Annotated in this window: 14 protein-coding genes and 3 pseudogenes; 6 read left to right on the top strand and 11 right to left on the bottom strand. The window is 42.0% G+C overall.

All coding sequences use genetic code 11. The features are described from left to right. Positions 1 to 225: 225 nt before the first annotated feature. Together C3B52_RS16705 and C3B52_RS16700 are read right to left on the bottom strand one after the other, a co-directional pair. Positions 226 to 421: pseudogene (locus C3B52_RS16705) on the bottom strand (dihydrofolate reductase family protein); the annotation flags it as partial. Positions 422 to 429: 8 nt separating this feature from the next. Then, a complete protein-coding gene (locus tag C3B52_RS16700) occupies positions 430 to 1,032 on the bottom strand; it encodes a TetR/AcrR family transcriptional regulator (protein ID WP_123058861.1) in 603 nt (200 codons plus the stop codon). A 125-nt stretch (positions 1,033 to 1,157) separates the two neighbouring features. Between C3B52_RS16700 and C3B52_RS16695 the strand changes: the two genes are divergently transcribed. The 3 genes from C3B52_RS16695 to C3B52_RS36480 all read left to right on the top strand — a co-directional run bounded on the left by C3B52_RS16695 (position 1,158) and on the right by C3B52_RS36480 (position 3,824). Beyond that, entirely contained in the window at positions 1,158 to 2,585 is a 1,428-nt protein-coding gene (locus tag C3B52_RS16695) for an MDR family MFS transporter (protein ID WP_235615751.1), read from the top strand. 587 nt (positions 2,586 to 3,172) lie between these two features. Next, positions 3,173 to 3,517: a hypothetical protein gene (locus C3B52_RS36485; protein WP_164684817.1), complete on the top strand. Its 345-nt coding sequence runs from the start codon at positions 3,173 to 3,175 to the stop codon at positions 3,515 to 3,517. Between the two features lie 115 nt (positions 3,518 to 3,632). After that, positions 3,633 to 3,824 (top strand): hypothetical protein, encoded by a 192-nt coding sequence (locus tag C3B52_RS36480; RefSeq protein ID WP_164684816.1) that lies wholly within the window; start codon positions 3,633 to 3,635, stop codon positions 3,822 to 3,824. 275 nt (positions 3,825 to 4,099) lie between these two features. Here C3B52_RS36480 and C3B52_RS16685 read toward each other — a convergent pair whose 3' ends face one another. The 3 genes from C3B52_RS16685 to C3B52_RS16675 all read right to left on the bottom strand — a co-directional run bounded on the left by C3B52_RS16685 (position 4,100) and on the right by C3B52_RS16675 (position 6,748). Then, positions 4,100 to 5,287, bottom strand: coding sequence for an MFS transporter (locus C3B52_RS16685; RefSeq protein WP_103107527.1), 1,188 nt, complete (start codon positions 5,285 to 5,287; stop codon positions 4,100 to 4,102). Positions 5,288 to 5,354: 67 nt separating this feature from the next. After that, positions 5,355 to 6,404, bottom strand: coding sequence for an LLM class flavin-dependent oxidoreductase (locus tag C3B52_RS16680; RefSeq protein ID WP_164684815.1), 1,050 nt, complete (start codon positions 6,402 to 6,404; stop codon positions 5,355 to 5,357). 62 nt (positions 6,405 to 6,466) lie between these two features. After that, complete coding sequence (locus C3B52_RS16675) at positions 6,467 to 6,748, bottom strand: ArsR/SmtB family transcription factor (RefSeq protein ID WP_103107526.1); 282 nt, start codon at positions 6,746 to 6,748, stop codon at positions 6,467 to 6,469. 597 nt (positions 6,749 to 7,345) lie between these two features. Here C3B52_RS16675 and C3B52_RS16670 point away from each other — a divergent pair. The 3 genes from C3B52_RS16670 (at position 7,346) to C3B52_RS16655 (ending at position 10,791) form a co-directional block, all read left to right on the top strand. Beyond that, positions 7,346 to 8,506, top strand: a complete 1,161-nt coding sequence (locus C3B52_RS16670) for a serine hydrolase domain-containing protein (protein ID WP_164684814.1) — start codon at positions 7,346 to 7,348, stop codon at positions 8,504 to 8,506. A gap of 879 nt (positions 8,507 to 9,385) precedes the next feature. Further along, entirely contained in the window at positions 9,386 to 10,012 is a 627-nt protein-coding gene (locus tag C3B52_RS16660; RefSeq protein ID WP_103107524.1) for an FMN-dependent NADH-azoreductase, read from the top strand. Between the two features lie 242 nt (positions 10,013 to 10,254). Further along, positions 10,255 to 10,791: a dihydrofolate reductase family protein gene (locus tag C3B52_RS16655; RefSeq protein WP_103107523.1), complete on the top strand. Its 537-nt coding sequence runs from the start codon at positions 10,255 to 10,257 to the stop codon at positions 10,789 to 10,791. A gap of 447 nt (positions 10,792 to 11,238) precedes the next feature. Here C3B52_RS16655 and C3B52_RS37805 read toward each other — a convergent pair. The 6 genes and pseudogenes from C3B52_RS37805 to C3B52_RS16625 form a co-directional block, all read right to left on the bottom strand. Then, positions 11,239 to 11,463: pseudogene (locus C3B52_RS37805) on the bottom strand (ATP-binding cassette domain-containing protein); the annotation flags it as partial. Positions 11,464 to 11,617: 154 nt separating this feature from the next. Beyond that, positions 11,618 to 12,985 (bottom strand): MFS transporter, encoded by a 1,368-nt coding sequence (locus C3B52_RS16645; RefSeq protein WP_103107521.1) that lies wholly within the window; start codon positions 12,983 to 12,985, stop codon positions 11,618 to 11,620. A 151-nt stretch (positions 12,986 to 13,136) separates the two neighbouring features. Beyond that, positions 13,137 to 14,153, bottom strand: coding sequence for an agmatine deiminase family protein (locus C3B52_RS16640; RefSeq protein ID WP_373419731.1), 1,017 nt, complete (start codon positions 14,151 to 14,153; stop codon positions 13,137 to 13,139). Positions 14,154 to 14,354: 201 nt separating this feature from the next. Then, positions 14,355 to 15,227, bottom strand: coding sequence for a MerR family transcriptional regulator (locus C3B52_RS16635; protein ID WP_103107519.1), 873 nt, complete (start codon positions 15,225 to 15,227; stop codon positions 14,355 to 14,357). Positions 15,228 to 15,348: 121 nt separating this feature from the next. Further along, positions 15,349 to 16,221, bottom strand: a complete 873-nt coding sequence (locus C3B52_RS16630) for a carbon-nitrogen hydrolase (protein ID WP_235615749.1) — start codon at positions 16,219 to 16,221, stop codon at positions 15,349 to 15,351. Between the two features lie 41 nt (positions 16,222 to 16,262). Next, positions 16,263 to 17,217 (bottom strand): annotated as a pseudogene (locus C3B52_RS16625) (agmatine deiminase family protein). Between the last annotated feature and the right edge of the window lie 218 nt (positions 17,218 to 17,435).

Here is a 17,435-nt window from a genome sequence, read left to right as displayed (position 1 = left end):
GCTAAGCTTTAACAATATAACTGAATAATCATGACACCTACTGTCATGATTAGACGAATGTTCTCCGCTGGTAAAGTTTATTCGGCACCTGGAAGAGTTACGATGCAGCGAGACTCGCTAGAAAATAAAGTTTACGACTTAACTCGGTAAAGAAAAAAGCGGAGGTCGAAGACTAGGGAATAAAGTCTTAGACTTGCCGCGTTTAATATGAAACGAACGATTTTATCATTGGAATGGTGCACCGTCAAAATGATAAGTGAGTTGTACAACGTCTGAGGGGGAACGTTCTTTTATAAACCATTTTTAAATTCAGCCTCTGCTTAATATCCACAAACAGCAGTTTTCCTTCTCCCAAGACAACAGGATGAACAGATAATATGAATTCATCGACAAGACCTAAACTGATACAGGTGGTAAAAATGTGTCATGCTATTTTTCTTTTTCTTCTCCAAAATCAAAAATACTTGCATTCACCAATCTATGAAAATATTGATCTATCTGCGTTAAGTCCACCAGATTGGGGTTTTTATGCCACCAATTACTTAAAGCAACCATTGCAGCAACATGGAATTCTGCTAACAAGTCATGAGGGATATCGATCGTTTTGGAATGCTGGATAAAATTTAAGGTGTCTTTTTTCAATAGCCGCATGGAGTAAGTCGACATGCAGTTAAAAAAGAGTTCATCACTTTGCTGTGAACGAACTAACTTATGGGACTCGGAGCCTTCAAAAAAACCATTGGACCAAAAAAAGGGCCTTAAAATTCTTTTTTCTAATGGGATATCCCAATATTGCTCCATCAGCTGATTCAGCCCATACTCCAACAATCTGAATTTATCCTCGAAATGCTTATAAAACGTGGAACGATGAACCATTGCTTCTTCGCAAATTTGGTCTACAGTAATTTTGGAAAATAACATCTTTTTATCTGTCATTAGATCAAACAGGGCTTTCCATAACAATTGCATGGAGCGACGCTTTCTCAAATCCATCCCTATTGCCCCCTCTACTCCACTCAATTTCTCAGACATTTATTTGATTCTGTCTCCTAACTGACCAAAACAGATGTTTTAAATATATTTTGCTGCGCAAATGATCACTACAATGGGAAACGACTTAACACTCAACCTATATGGTACGACAGGGAGGTACTCACATGGACTTGGATTTACAGAAAGTGAAGCGAATGCCAATTATGGTCGCCCTCATGGTAGGAGCGTTTGTGGCGACATTAAACGAAACGTTGCTAGGCAATGCCTTGCCTGTGCTGATGAAGGAGTTCCAGGTAGGTGCCACCACCATACAGTGGCTAACTGCGGCTTACCTGCTCGTTGTCGGCGCGCTCATTCCCGTAACGGCTCTAATTCAACAATGGCTTACAACAAGACAGCTTTTTTTAATTTCAATGATTACTTTTTTAATAGGTACGATCGTCGCTGCAATGGCACCTACTTTTATGTTGTTATTAGTTGGTCGAGTGATTCAAGCCATTGGTACGGGACTAATTATCCCGCTGCTGATGAATACGTTGTTAAATATTTACCCTGCGGAAAAAAGGGGTTCGATTATGGGGGTACTCTTCTTAATATTTACATTTGCCCCCGCTATTGGACCTACACTTTCAGGCATTATTATTGATGCAATGGATTGGCGCTGGCTGTTTTATACCATTATTCCGATTGCTATGATTTCTATCATTGTCGGGTATTACTATCTTGTAAATGTGACCGTGCTGACAAAACCCAAAGTTGATGTGCTGTCCATTATATTATCGACGTTAGGTTTTGGCGGTGTTGTGTATGGATTCAGCGCTACAGGAAATGAAGGCTGGTCTGATCCGCAAGTTTATTGGTCAATTATCACGGGCGGCCTGTTCTTAATCTTATTCACAGTTCGGCAACTGCGTATTTCAAACCCGATTTTGGAATTACGTACCTTCCGATTTTCGTTGTTCTCTCTCTCGATTATACTATTGATTATTGTTATGATGGCAATGTTCGCAACAATCACCTTATTACCTATGTTTTTGCAAAGCGTGTTGCTGGTGACGGCATTTCAATCAGGACTTATCATGCTACCCGGAGGTGTGGTAAATGGGCTTATGTCGCCTGTTACCGGAAAACTATTTGACCGATTCGGTGCCAGAGTCACTATTATTCCGGGTATATTGATCTTATGCATTGCGATGTATCTCTTTACCGGGTTCACATTAGAGTCGACGAGCCTCCAAATTATCTTAACGCACTGTCTATTAATGCTAGGTGTCGCACTCATTCTGGTCCCGGTCCAGACCTATGGACTGAATCAGATTACGCCTGAATATTACGCTCATGGATCAGCTATTTTCAGTACGTTGCAGCAAATTGCTGGAGCGATCGGCTCAGCATTGTTCATAGCGACCATGTCAGCGCGATCCAGTACCCATTTAGCACAGTCATCTAACCCCGATGACGTAACTGAACAATTAACTGCATCTGTTGCGGGGTACAGCGACACGTTCATGCTTGGCTTCATCATTTCGATCATTGCCTTAGTGGTAGCTCTCTTTTTAAGAAAAAACGCAAAGGAAAAACAAGCGGGTTGAACTCTCCGCTAATTTCAGGACTGCTCTGTCGCAACAAGTAGAGCAGTTCTTTTCTCTATCCCAAAGCAAAGGGCAATCATTTGTTCGTAACGTTTGGTCGCGGCCAGGAAAAGCTTCAATTCCGGATTCCTTTTTTTGCTTTCAGATTCAGAACTCTTCTACATCTGTATGTTCCTCAGTCCACCTCCAACGCCACCAACGCGGACACATGAAATTCTGCTAACAAGTCTTGTGGGATATTAATCATTTTGGGAGCTTGAAGATTATGAACATGTCTTTCTTCATATACCGCACGGAGAAATTTGTCATACAGTCAAGAAAAGTTTCATCACCTTGTTGCGTATGCACTAACTTATAGGACTCAGAGCTTTCGAAAAATTTATTGGACTAAAAAAATGGTTTTCCAATCCTTTTTTCTAATGGAAGGTCCCAATATCGCTCCATTAATTGATCCAATTGTTCAGTGATAGTAAAGTTTTAGACCAGAACCCCTTATCGTACAAGGAGTCCCGGTCTTTAAAATCACCAGGTATTTGAAAATTAGTTTTAGACTTAACGTTACAGTGGACGGAAGAGAGGTTTTGGATATGGGTCCATTACGGAGCAGCGAAGCTCGGCAGAGGAGAACTCTACGAAGTGATCGACACGATTACTTTCCTACGACGAAGCGTCATCGGCCCCTGGATCCTCCATCTGAAAGGCCGCCAAACCAATGGCGTCAGAAGGTTGGAGGTGTCTCGCCCGAGTTTGCCGATGCGTTGAACAAAACCGTCCCCGTCCATTCCGCCAACAGCTTCTATCATGCGCTTAAAGCCACGATTCGGTTGTATCGGAATTTGCGGGACCGTATCAGCGGAATCAAACGAAAAGAAGATGCCGAGCAAGCTGCCGTCGCTTACTTGGATAAGGTGTATTCCTCTCTTCCCCGTTAAACAACTTTGGTTAGCAAGAGCACCCACCCCATAGGCTGGTGCTCTTTTGCATGCAGGGGGGACAGTCTTCCTCCCAACATCCTCCACTAGACAACGTTCGCCCGTACTCGCCACGATGGAACTGACATTTCTGTTATGTAGAGGTCGCCATCATGGGGGAGCAGCCGGATCCGAACTTTATACACCTGTACGTTCATACGGAATACAGCCTGTTGGAGGCGGCTTGCAAGCTGAAGGATTTGATCTGGAGGGCAAGGTCGTGAAACATGCACGTGCTTGCGATTACCTACAAGGGAGCGGTTCGTAATATGTCCAAAATACAGATACATATGGGAACTCGGCTTAATTCAGTCCATTATTCCACATCTCTGCCCGTTAGTTGAGAAAACGGTAGCCAATTACGCTGACTGCCGTTCTTCATCCTTATTAAGCAATAGAACCCTTTAGTTTAACACTTTTTAATTCACACTAACTTCATTACTTCTAGCGATGAATTAGATGAATTGAGAAAATACATTCCCCTCTTAATTAAATTTAAATCGCAAGATAATTCTTTATAACGGTAATCTCAGCACCAGTGTATCAAACTTTTGTCTCAGACAGTTCTTGTCCTCTAATATCAGATTGGCTCCGTATGGATAAAGATACCACTGCTGGCAGGAGCGCAAACGCTACACCGATTGCGCCAATCCAACCGACGGCTTGAAGCGATATGTTTTCTACAACCATACCCCCAATTACGGCTCCAACGGCCATGCCCAATTGTACGATGGAAGTGTTCAAGCTCAGAATGATTCCCGAGGCATTGGGTGCCATGTCAATCAAATAAACTTGTTGGACCGGACCAGTCGACCAGGCAAAAAAAGACCACAACATCAGTAAAGGCAGCACGAATACGGAAGAATGGGAGAATGCTGTTATTAGTAGCAGGATCCCGGAGTGGAGAAGCAATCCTCCAATCATAGTACGGGGAATCCCCCATTTATCTGCGCCATAGCCGCCAACCTGAGAACCAAGAAGACTGGCTATACCGAATGCAAATAGCCCGATACTGACCATCTGGTCGCTCATTCCAGTAATGGTCAGGAGGAACGGAGAAATATAAGTATAAATGATCGTATAACCCAGAATCCAGAAAAAGCTAATGGACAAGGCAATAGAGATTCGAGGCGTTTTAAGCAGGGAAAGCTGCTCCTGTATGGGAACTGGAATCTCTCCCTTGGACTTGGGAATGGTCAGCAGAAGCACAAACATAGCGATCAGGCTGAGCACTCCGATACCCGTAAAGATGATCTTCCAATCATAGGAGCCGGCAATAACTCTCCCCAGAGGAACACCTAGAATAAGCGCGAGATTAAAGCCTAAGAGAACCGTAGCAATCGCACCGCCTTGCTTGCCCGGCTGAGCAAACTTAGAGGCAACGGTTAGAGCGACCACCATAAAAACACCGGTTCCAATCGCCAAAATAATTCTAGCTCCGAACAACATGGTGAAGCCAGTCGTTGTAATCGTGACTAAATTTCCTAAAAGAAATAGCGCCAAAGCAGCCAACATGAGTTTTCTTCGGTCCATTTTTGCGGTGATTGCAATCAAAATCGGAGTACCGATCGCGTATGCAAGTGAGTAGACAGTGATAAGCTGCCCGGCTGCTGCTAGCGTCACGCCGACATCAGTTGCGACCCTATCTAATATTCCAGCGATAACAAATTCAGATGTCCCTACCAAAAAACTGACGATGGCCAGTATGTAAATTTTCCATGAGTTTAGCATGTCGATCCCTCTCATTCTATTTTCGCAATTCTAGAAACGTGCGAATAATACCCAGATAAAAATCCTCTTATTGTTTGGCAAGCTCCTTACGAACAATAGGTGCAACCTTAGTTCCGAGAAGCTCGATCGTCCGTAGCAATTCGCGATGCGGCAGTGAGCTGAAATCGACGTACATAAGGAAACGGGTCAAGCTTAAATTCTGCTGTGCAAGCAGAATCTTCTCCGCCACATATTCTGGATCTCCAACATATAAGGCACCACGAAGGTCGCAAGCTTCTTCGAACGAGTTACGAGTGTAATGTGGCCACCCTCGTTCCCGTCCAATCTGGTTCATCTGCTCGGACATAACGGGAAAGTATCGTTCCGCCGCAGCTTCAAACGAATCCGCAATGAAACCATGGGAATGCGTTGCAATCTGCAAATTGCCGGAATCGTGCCCTGCCTTCTCGGCGGCTTCCTTATATAGTTTCACCAAAGGGGCAAACCGTTCCGGCATCCCACCGATAATCGAGAAGATAACAGGTAGTCCCAGCGTGCCGGCTCGAACTGCTGATTCCGGGCTGCCGCCTGTGCCAATCCATACGGGCAGCTGGGCCTGCTGTGCACGGGGGTATACGCCCAAATTGTTAATTGCCGGTCGATGCCCTCCACCCCAGGTCACCTTCTCCGTAGTCCGTATTTGTAATAAAAGCTCAAGCTTCTCTTCGAACAACTCCTCGTAATCGTTCAGGTTATATCCGAACAGCGGAAACGACTCAACGAAAGAGCCGCGCCCGGCCATGATCTCGGCCCGCCCATTTGATAGACAGTCCAGCGTTGCGAAGTCCTGATATACACGGACCGGATCATCCGAAGAGAGCACCGTTACGGCGCTAGATAGCCGAATTCGCTTGGTTGTAGATGCTGCAGCTGCAAGAATGATAGCCGGAGACGAGCTTGTGTAGTCGATCCGGTGATGCTCGCCAATAGCATACACATCGAGCCCAACTTGATCTGCCAATTGAATCTCCTCGATCGCTTGACGCAGCCTCTCTGCCGGCGAGACACCTCCATGATCAGAACTTGTGTGGAGAAAAGTGGTAATTCCCAACTCCATGATCTTTGACTTATCTTCCATCATAGTTTACCCCCTAACTAATTCGTCACTTCTAGAAATATAGAAATGTGTTTTAAAAAAATTTACGCCAGCAAATAGGGCGCAAATTTCTCAGCAACTTCTTGATTAACACTATAGTGAATAAACGATCCATTCTTACGCGAAGTGATTAAGCCAGAGTCGGTTAATTGCTTCAGATGATGCGACAACGTTGAACCAGCCACCGTTTCGAGTCTTTCGCCAATAGCAGTAAAGCATTGATTGCTCTCCTTTGCTAGCAGCAAAGCGATTTTTAAACGCGTGGGTTCACCTAAAGCTTTATATACTTTGACCGCCTGCCCCATTTCTTCTTCGTTTTCAGCCATGATGATCTCCTTCCCAAGTGTTATTCTACATTTCTATAAGTGTCGAAATGATCTTAGCACTTCATTGTTGAAATGTAAAGTGCTACTGTTCAGTGATAATAAAGTTTTAGACCAGAACCCCTTATAGTACAAGGAGTCCCGGTCTTCAAAATCACCAGGTATTTGAAAATTAGTTTTAGACTCAGCTTTAGAATTAAGCAATCCCTGGCTCTAAACTGAATAAAAAAGTCTTAGACTGACTCATTGAACTATCGAACCCGTTAGCGTAACATGCACCGTCGACTTGTGCCAGCAGTGCTTGCCTTACAGATTTTAAAATACTGACTAATTTCGACCCACCTTTTCTTGTACGGTAAAGTTTATCTATATATGTTTTTGATGTTGAAGTATCCATTATTCATTGCTAATATTTTTACTGAAAGGTGGTTGATTTTGATGGCAAATCATTTTGCCTGTATGTCACGCGGCTCATGCAAAGCCTATTCCTTAGGGCGAACCTTTTCATGGGCGGACGATAAGTAACCTGTTCGCCCAAAGGCGTTTAAAAGGATGGGCTTTGCACCTTATTGTTCAATTAAAATAAGGGAGTTGAGTGCATTGACCAATCCATTTAGTAGAAAACGTCAAAATCTCACAGACCTACAGATTCGGGTCAAACAATTGTTGGATGAGCTCGCGCAAGACGATATAGGCGCAGGATTCCAAGTTGCAGCTTATTGGCACGGAGAGCTGATTCTCAATGCTTTTTCAGGCAGCGCTGATTCCGCAGGACGACGATCCGTTGACTCAGATACCTTATTCGTTGTGCAATCTTGCTCCAAAGGCATTATTTCAACTGCCATTCATATTCTCGTCCAACAAGGCAAGCTGGCTTATGATGAACGGATCTCCCATTACTGGCCCGAGTTCGGAGCGAACGGCAAGGAAAAGATTACTCTCCGCCAGGTGCTTACCCATTCGGCAGGAATTCCCTTGATGCCCACGTACGCGGATATGCGGCTCATCACTGACTGGCGAGCAATGGTCTGCGAGATGGAGAAGCTAGAGCCAATATGGAAACCTGGCAGCAAGTCAGGTTATCATGGTCTGACTTTCGGTTGGATTTTGGGGGAAACCGGATCCCGAGCTGATGGCCGGACTTTTGCCCAAATTATTCATGAAGAGATTTGCAAGCCTTTAGGCATCGAAAAGAACCTGTATTTAGGTGCTTCCTCAGAAGCGGAATCCCGTATCGCCGAGATTAGCGGTGAAGCCGTACCCATTGCTTCCATGCCGGATGACATGCTTTTCAAGCGAGTTCTGCCTCCTGCCCTGGTCCCTGTTGCAAATCCGGAATGGAATTCGCCGTGGTTCCATGCAGCGGCCGTACCCGCCGTGAATGTTATCGCTACAGCGCAGGCGTTAGCGTGCATGTATGCCTCACTGATTGGTGACGGTGTGAATGGTAGACGTCTGCTCGAACCAGCATCCGTAGCGGAGGCGACGTCACTACATTTCGAAGGTATCGACGAAGTTGCACTCGCTCCCAATAGGTTGGGACTTGGCTATAGCCTTGGCCAAGAGGGTGATGTCATGGGAGGTAAGCCGACGGCTTTCGGCTATGCAGGTTTGGGTGGCATGATTGGGTATGCCGATCCATCGAATTGCTTTGCCGTGGCTGTGCTGTGTAATCGTATGAGGGTTGGACGGGGAAATCGGTCCCCTGATCGGCTTGTATCTGATCTAATCCGCGAGACACTTAGTAATGCTGAATCATAATTCTATGCCTTAAAATGAAGGGCCCGACATCGTTTTAGAGTCGGGCCTGTTTACTTTATATAGGGCAGCCGAGCAATAACTAATTCAACTATTCTGCCCGTTCGTATTATGAGGTCAGCCAGTTTTTACTGGTTGACCATTTTTTATTTGGTTCTACGATTACGGTAGCCGAGGTAGAACGTCCCTGCCCGTGGGGCATTGACCCCGTCAGCTAAACTGTTCACCCCCTACTTGTAGAAACATGCTTGAGGCTGGTTGGGACAAGATCCCGTATAACAAGCGAAGCTATGATACTACAAGCAGGACTAGGGGTTACCGGCAAAATATCTTGGAAAAGGAGCGATACAATGAATCCAGTTGTTGGTTTGGATATATCTAAAGGGAAAGTCAAGTTCAAGCATTTTTAGACAAGAGTCAGCCATACGGAAAAAGCTTTAGTATTTCGCATAATCGTGAGGGACTAGATACTTTTCCTCACTTTCTCAAGAATGTAGAAAGTATAACTGGTAAACAACCTCCGGTTGTTTTGGAGTCAACTGGACATTATCAGACTCCAATTACTCAGTTTCTAGTACGACGTTTTCTTAAATCCGTCCTCATCGCTCCTTTACTCCTATTTATTTCTCAGACATTTCTCTGATTTTGTCTCCTAACTACCCAAAATAGATATATTGAATATATTTTTCAAAGAATATTTTCACTAAAATGTGAACGAATCAAGCATACTTTCGTACGAAAGGAAGAAACACTTGCACTTACAAAACGTGAAGCGATCACAGATCACGGTCGCCACTTATAGTGGGAGCATTTGTGGCAACTTTAAACGAAACCTTGCTATTGATATCTTAAATATGGATTCATGAACTGAGGAGGATTCTAATGTCTACAGTTTTATTTGTGAAAGCAAATTTTCGTCCAATCGAACAAGCTGTAAGTGTAAAACTTTATCAGGCTTTTCTTGAGTGTTATAAAGAGTCCCATCCTGAGGATTTGATTATCGAGCTTGATCTGTTCTCAGAAAATCTACCCTATTATCATGCGAATACACTTAACGGTATTTATAAATTGGCAAAAGGTATGGAATTGAATTCAGAAGAAAAAGAAGCGACAGATACTGCGAATAAGTATTTAAACCAATTTCTCGAAGCTGATAAGGTTGTATTTGCTTTTCCTCTATGGAACTTTAGCGTACCTGCTGTATTGCATACGTATTTTGATTATTTATGTCAAGCGGGTAAAACTTTCCGATATACTTCAGAAGGTTCAATTGGTTTACTCTCTGACAAGAAAGTAGCTCTCTTAAATGCAAGAGGTGGTGTCTATTCTGAAGGACCTACAGCCTCAATGGAAATGGCCGTAAATTATGTAACGAACATGATGAATTTTTTTGGTGTAAAAGACCTTACAACAGTTATCGTAGAAGGCCACAATCAGTTCCCGGATAAAGCGGAAGATATTATTCGTAATGGAATTGAAAGAGCAGTGAAAGAGGCAGAAACCTTCTAAAATGTTATAAGAGTTTCAAAGATCTATAGTATGTGTACTCTTCTCTTCGTGGGTGATGTTCAGACAACCACCATTCCCCACAGAGTTGAGCACTTTTTCGTTTGTCAACCGATGCATTTCTTAATTGGTCACCTTTCTGTTCGTTCTGAGTATGACCTATTTAATGCTATGATTAAATAAGTAGCAAGGAAATACTGCTTCCCCAAAAAACAACTCCATCATGAAAAAAGGAGTAGATCAAAATGCAACGACCTGTCGTATTATTCATCGCAACAACTCTGGATGGGTATATTGCGCGCGAAAACGGTGAGATTAATTGGCTATATGAGGTAGCGGGAGACGGAGATAACGGTTACAGTGAATTTTACGAAACGATAGACACAGTCTTAATGGGGAACAAAACATACGAGCATACTTTTGAATTAGCTGATCAATTCCCCTACCCAGATAAAAAGTGCTACGTGTTCTCACGCTCGAAACATGATCCAAATCCACACGTTACATTTGTAACCGAAGATGTGCCTAGGTTCGTCGAGAAAATGAAAGAAGAAGAAGGCTCCAAAATCTGGATCGTTGGCGGAGCAGAAATTCTGGACGTTCTTTTAAAAGGAAGACTGGTTGACGAGTTTATCATCTCGATCATGCCAACGATATTAGGAAAAGGCATCCCGCTGTTTAAGAAAGATAATCCGGAATTGAAGCTCTTCCTGAGAGAGTCAAAACGCTTTGGTCAAATTGTTCAGCATCATTACGTAGTGAACAATGAGTATCAATCATAAAAAGAAATAAGTCCCTGAAGGTGACAGTATCCCGTCTGAGTAGACAGTGACAACCCCGCCCACCGCAAAGTAGGTGGTACACTCTACTTGGAGGGGATTTTTTTGAATAAATTTATCAGAAAAACCAGTTATCCTCAGCTGTTCATATGTCATCTTATAGTCTATTGGGCATTACCAGGCTGCTGTTGTTCAGTTTCTGGAGGTCTTCACTGTTGTGAATCCGTTGATAGTTCAATAAACCCAGCTAGTCAAACACTTTTACGAAGATTAAGAGCTTTTCTTATACAAAAATAGCGTGAAATCAACAACATCAGTCTACTACTTTAGTTCCTCTGAACAACAGCTGGTAGCCATATAAATAGACAAAGGACACTTCTTTTACATCAAGAAGTGTCCTCCGAGAGTAGAGAACGCCACCTTGCGAAAAATGGGGACTTTAACTGCCTAATCGAGTATTATAATCGACGAATTTTTTAAAAAGGTACCCGCATGCGAAATTCTTTGTTTCTCTCCACCTGATAAAGTGGAACCTCCTTCTCCTACAATTGTGTCGTATCCATGCTCTAATTTCATTATAAAATCATGACAATCTGCACGGTGACAAGCTTGCTCGACTTCTTCACTCGCGGCATTTTGCACGTGTCTGGTATGAGGAGTTGAATTTTGACTCAACTAGTGACCACCTTTTGTCTGCAACATGATCATACTAATTACAAGCTACGATTGTTTTATCCAAGGCGTTAAATAATTTGGACGTTTCTTCCTGGGTGTGGTCAATCCAGTGATAGGCAACCGTTACCGTCCCATAGAAAAAGGCGGATAACAACTATAGAAAACGCTTAGCCTCCTGTACATTAAGATGATTTTCACTGTTATGTTTTTTCGCTAATGAATATCTCCAGACAAAAATAATACTAATTCCACAAAATACTGCTGGTATGATCGTACTCATATTACCTAATCCATTAAGAGCTGTATTTGTTACCCTTGTTGGTTCGTATTGATAAAAAGATAAAAGGAATCCCTGAAGCCACATTCCCAGAGCAGTACCTAATTTAAGTACGAAATTGGAAAAAGCGATGATCACACCCTCATTTTTGATCCCAGTCTCTGACTCCGTCACATCCGCAACCTCATAAAGCATACCTGTCGAGTTTACAAAGAATCCAGCTTCACCTACGGCACAAGCTAATAAAAGGCCCCAAATACTCACTGTTGTCAAAGGGATGAATTTAAATATTCCGAAAACTACTGTTATAAAAATGGTTGAAAGCAGTACAGTATTTCGATTCCCAATTTTAGCGCCAAGTTTCCCCATGACTGGTGAAATGAAAATCACCATGAGGGCAGCTGCCAATATCATCGTTGAAATAATTCCTTCACCAGCCCCCAATACATTTTCAAATAAATAGATTTGATTTACAGTAAACAATGTATCACCGATAAAAAAAAATAAGGTATAAAATAGTACATTTCGATAAGCTTTGATACGTAATCCTTCTCTTATCGATCTGAAAATGGAGACTTTCACTGCTTCGTTCGTTACTTGATGAATAGGTTCATTTCCGCTGGTTGAAAAATAGGATACCAGAAAAGAGCCAGCAATTAATACACCCATTAGAAGAGCGGTTATACTCCAAGCAGAATCAGTACTTCCAAATACCTCCTCAAACTTACTAACAATTAAGATAGCATAGCCTGCAATCGCATATCCCAAATAATTAAAGCTTGTAGACATCCATCTTAGAGAAAGTCGATCACGTGGATCCCTGCTTATTTCAGCCCCTAAGACCAAGTATGGTACATCTACTGCGGATAGCATAAACCAGAAGAGCATATTCATTACGGTGAAGAATAACACTTGAGCAACCCCAGTTAATGGAACATTTGAAAATAAGAAGAATACTACAATTGCTAATGGAATACTAAATTTGATGATCCAAGGTCTTCTTCTACCTTTTGGATTTTTGCTATTATCTGAGAGATGACCAATATAAGGATCTATAACAGCACTCCAAATGACTGCAATTAAGGAGATGGTCCCCGCTATTAATGGATTAACTCCTGCATAATCAATTAAAAAATACATAAAAAAGAGATTGTAGAAATTGTAAGCGATATTTTCTCCAAAGGTCCCAAAAGAGTATCCTATTTTCGTTCCGAGCGAAAGCTTGCTGTTAGTGTTCACACTCATAATGACTGCCCTCCTTGTTTGATAGTAGTTGTGATAAATTTCCCTAGTATTTGATCGGAAAGTTAATCCTAGGGAAATCTATCACTACACAATAACTACAGTGGCTTTTACACATTTCTTGTGAAAGCGTACTCAAAAAATGAATTGCTGTTTAATACGGATGTTGTTGCGTTACGCAGTGAATCATGCCACCGTACTCGTACAATTTACTTACATTTACACCGACAATTCGTCTCCCCGGAAATTGCCCTTCAATGATTTGAAGCGCTAGCTTGTCGTGCTCATCATCATAGATGGGAACCAAAACAACCTCATTCCCGATGTAAAAATTTAAATAAGACCCTTTAGAGCCGGCTTCTTCTACTATTTTTCTTGTTAGTGGTAACGGGATGAGTTGAAATGGCGCTCCATCTGTATTTCGCGCCTGTTGTAACTCGTGATAATGCTTTTCGTACGCTTCCATAAGATACGTTTCACTTTCGCCAAAAGGGTCATTCTCATAGAGAATGGTATTTTCATTTGAGAATCGTGCTGCCCCATCGATATGGAAATCCGTATCTTCGTTATAGTTATCCTCCCCACGAAGACCAGTTATCCAGATAAAATTCGTTACCCCTAAATGTTTGGTTAACGCTCTTTCAATTTCTTCCTGATGAAGTGTGGGGTTTCGATTTTCATTGATAATCGATGTTTTTGCTGCCATCAAGGTGCCTTTTCCATTCACTTCGATTCCCCCACCCTCCAGACAAACATTTACATCAATTTTTGGCAGGCAATAGTTTTGGCTGATTTTTTTTGGTACCTTTGCGTCGTTTTCATAAGGGTATTTATTTCCCCAACCGTTGAAATTCCAATCTGTTAGACAAAGATTCCCTTCATGGTCTTTCACAAATATAGGGCCATTATCTCTAATCCAGATGTCGTCGGTTTCTTGAATCAAGAAATCAATTTTATCCATATCCACTTTTGCTTTCTTCAGTATCGTTTGAACATGCTTTTTTTCATTTTCATTACATACAACAATGTGCACATTTTCTCCATAGTGAAGCTCTTTTGCCATCGTTACCCAAATATCATCAAGTTTTGCCCTGTATCCCTCGCCTCTATGAGTTCGATCATGGGGCCATTGGAGCCAGGTTCCCTCATGTTTCTCCCACTCTGCAGGCATATAGTATTCGATGTCTTCTTTCCTTTTCACACGGTTTCACTCCTTGTACGAATGTAATGTAAACTCATTCTATTCGTTGCCAATGTGTCAAGGTCAACCACATTTTCCGCTAACACTTTAAGAGCACTTTGTGAAGGAAAATGCTTTTAAACAAGAACCAAACTATAAAAGCGAGGTACTGGTTTATCCCAGCTACCTCGCCTAGATCAATTTGCTTAAAATGTCGATTACTCCCTGCTTTTGTTTTGCAATCGGAATACAAATTTCTGTTATATATTCAGAGTGATTATTTGTTACTCTGATATCCCTATAATATCGTTCTACTGTTGGTCCTATGATCGAATAGTTATTCTGCTTTGCCCAATTAATAAGCGTTATGTACGCGTTGCCAATGCTGTCATAGCTGCCATAAAAAATCGTACTCATATAAAAGCCGCCCTCGATCAATTGTGTGTAAAATGCATCAGTCTTGTATTCTGCGTTTACGGGTATACAAACTTCGATGTCCGTTTTATCTGGATCATAATCGGAATAAGATTGATGAAAGATCGTCATATGCGTTCCAAGAGACACCAAGTCGTTGCTTGCAGCAATGACTCCGTAAAGCTCGTCGATCATTTGATCTATTTCTACGTCTTTGGTTCGTTTTCGTTGACATAACGCTAGAAATTCTCCTCGATGTCCGGTTAAAACGTCGTAGCTTCGTTTTGCACCAACTATTTTTTCTTCCCCTGTTATCCCTCTAATTTGCTTTTCCAGCTCTACTACTAAATAGTGATTTTCTGTTGTAGAGTGTTGGAGATAGTCGATTTTGAGTTGAAGCATTTGTTTGGTGTACTCAACGTCATTTTTACTGATGATTTTTTTTACCTCATCCAATGAAAAGCCATACCTTCTAAATTGTTTGATCATTGAAATGTTGTACATTTCCTCATCGCTATAATACCTATACCCGTTTTGATCGACATAGCTAGGCTTTAATAATCCAACCTTGTCATAATGCCTCAACATCCTAGAAGATACCTTACTTATTTTCGAAAATTCACCAATTGTATAAATGCGGTTCACCTTCATTCTTCAAGAAATACTGTTTATATATAGGGCTACAGCCACATCAGAGACTGTAACCCTTTACCGGACAAAAATTATTTATCTCAGGAAAAAATCCGATCGTCTACAATGAGCTTTTCATTTGTCATAGGGAAACTTTAAGTATTTCACTATAGGAATCGGGTCTTCTGTCCCGGTGGAATTGCAGGATATCTCTTGTACGTTTTATTTCGTTCAGATCTATTTCTTGCACAAGGACTTCATCTTCGTTCGTTTTCGATTCAATTAAGATTTGGCCCAAAGGATTGCTTAAAAAGCTTCTACCATAGAACGTCATGTGCCCACTTCCATCTGTTGCATCTTCCCTACCAACTCGATTCACGGCAGCGATAAACATTCCGTTGTGAATACCATGTGCTTTGATTGCGTCCATCCAAGATTGTGATGTGTCTAAATCTGGGTGATCCGGTTCTGAACCAATTGCTGAGGGGTAAAAAACGATTTCCGCACCTTTTAGGGCCACAATTCTCGAAGGCTCTGGGAACCATTCATCCCAGCAAATGAGCACTGCGATGGTTCCGTGTTTTGTTTTGAAAACGGGGTAGCCTGTATCGCCTGGAGTGAAATAGTATTTTTCAAGATATTGCGGACCTTCAGGAATGTGATGCTTTCTGTATTTTCCCAGATATTGACCATCCTCATATACGGCAACCGTATTAAAATACATTCCAGCTGCAGCATACTCATAAAGGGAACAAATTAGCGTGACACCTAATTCCCTGGATAAGTCCCTGATTGTAGTCCAGGTAGGACCATCTAACGGTTCTGCCCAGTTGTATTTCTCGACATCTATGACTTGCGGAAAATACATGGCATCAAACAACTCTTGCGTGCAAATCACTTGTGCTCCTTGCTCCGCCGCTTGCCGGATCAACGCAATCGCCTTATCTACGTTTTCTTGTCTATCTGCTCCACAAGAATGCTGGATCAAACCTACTTTCACCTTTCTTTCCATCATGAAGCATACCCCCTTCTTAAAATTCTATTAAATTGAAATAATTACTGAGGTTGTTGCTGAGTTACGCAGTGAATCATGCCACCGTACGGATACAATTTACTGACATTGATACCGACAATTCTTCTTCCGGGGAATTGCCCTTCAATAATCTGAAGACCTAACTTGTCATGTTCATCACCATAGATAGGAACCAAAACAACTTCATTTCCTATGTAAAAGTTTAGATAGGAACCTTTAGAATCAGCTTCTTTCACTTTTTTTCTTGTTACAGGTACAGGAATGAGTTGAAAAGGCTCTCCATCCGTATTTCTTGCTTGTCGTAGTTCCTGATAATGCCTTTCATACGCTTCCAAAAGCTGTGCTTCACTTTCTCCAAACGGGTCATATTCATAGAGGATCGTATTTTCATTTGAGAAGCGGGCGGCACCATCGATGTGGTAGTCTGTTACTTCATCATGGTTATCCTCCCCACGAAGCCCCGATATCCAAATAATGTTCGTTACACCTAAATACTTGGATAACACACTTTCGATTTCTTCCTTGCGAAGCGAAGGGTTTCGATTATCGTTTAGGATGGAGGTTTTTGTTGCCAATAAGCTACCTATTCCATTTACTTCAATTCCTCCGCCTTCCAGGCAAACACTAGCCTCAATTCTTTAGTACAAGATTACTATTGTCATCTTTCACAAATGTTGGACCATTATCTCTTATCCAAATGTCATCCGTTTCTTGAATCAAAAAATCAATTTTATCCATATTTACCTTTGCTTCAATCAATTTAGATTCAATATGCTCTTTTTCTGTATCGTTGCATGCAACAATATGCACATTTTCTCCATAGTGCAGCTCTTTGGTCATTGTTACCCAAATATCATCCAGCTTCTCTCTGTAACCATCGCCTTTGTTTGTTCCATTGTGGGGCCATTGGAGCCACGTTCCCTCATGTTTTTCCCATTCTGCTGGCATATAAAAGGCCATATTTTCGTTACTTCTCACAAGGTTTTCACTCCTTCTCCGAATGTAAAACCCATTCTATGCCATAACAATGTGTCAAGGTCAATGACGATTCCACGAACTCTGTTTGATGAATATCAAAAAGAATTGGTAGTTTTGGACCCTAAATTAAAGTCCTCGATTACTATAATGCCCGGCTACCAAATCCGTTGATGCTCCTTCACTATTAGCTGGACTCGGGATTAAAGGAGATGTTTTTA

Origin of the sequence: Brevibacillus reuszeri (genome assembly GCF_002897295.1) — a bacterium.
GTDB lineage: Bacteria > Bacillota > Bacilli > Brevibacillales > Brevibacillaceae > Brevibacillus > Brevibacillus reuszeri_A.
This window is presented reverse-complemented; position numbering and strand designations above follow the sequence as displayed.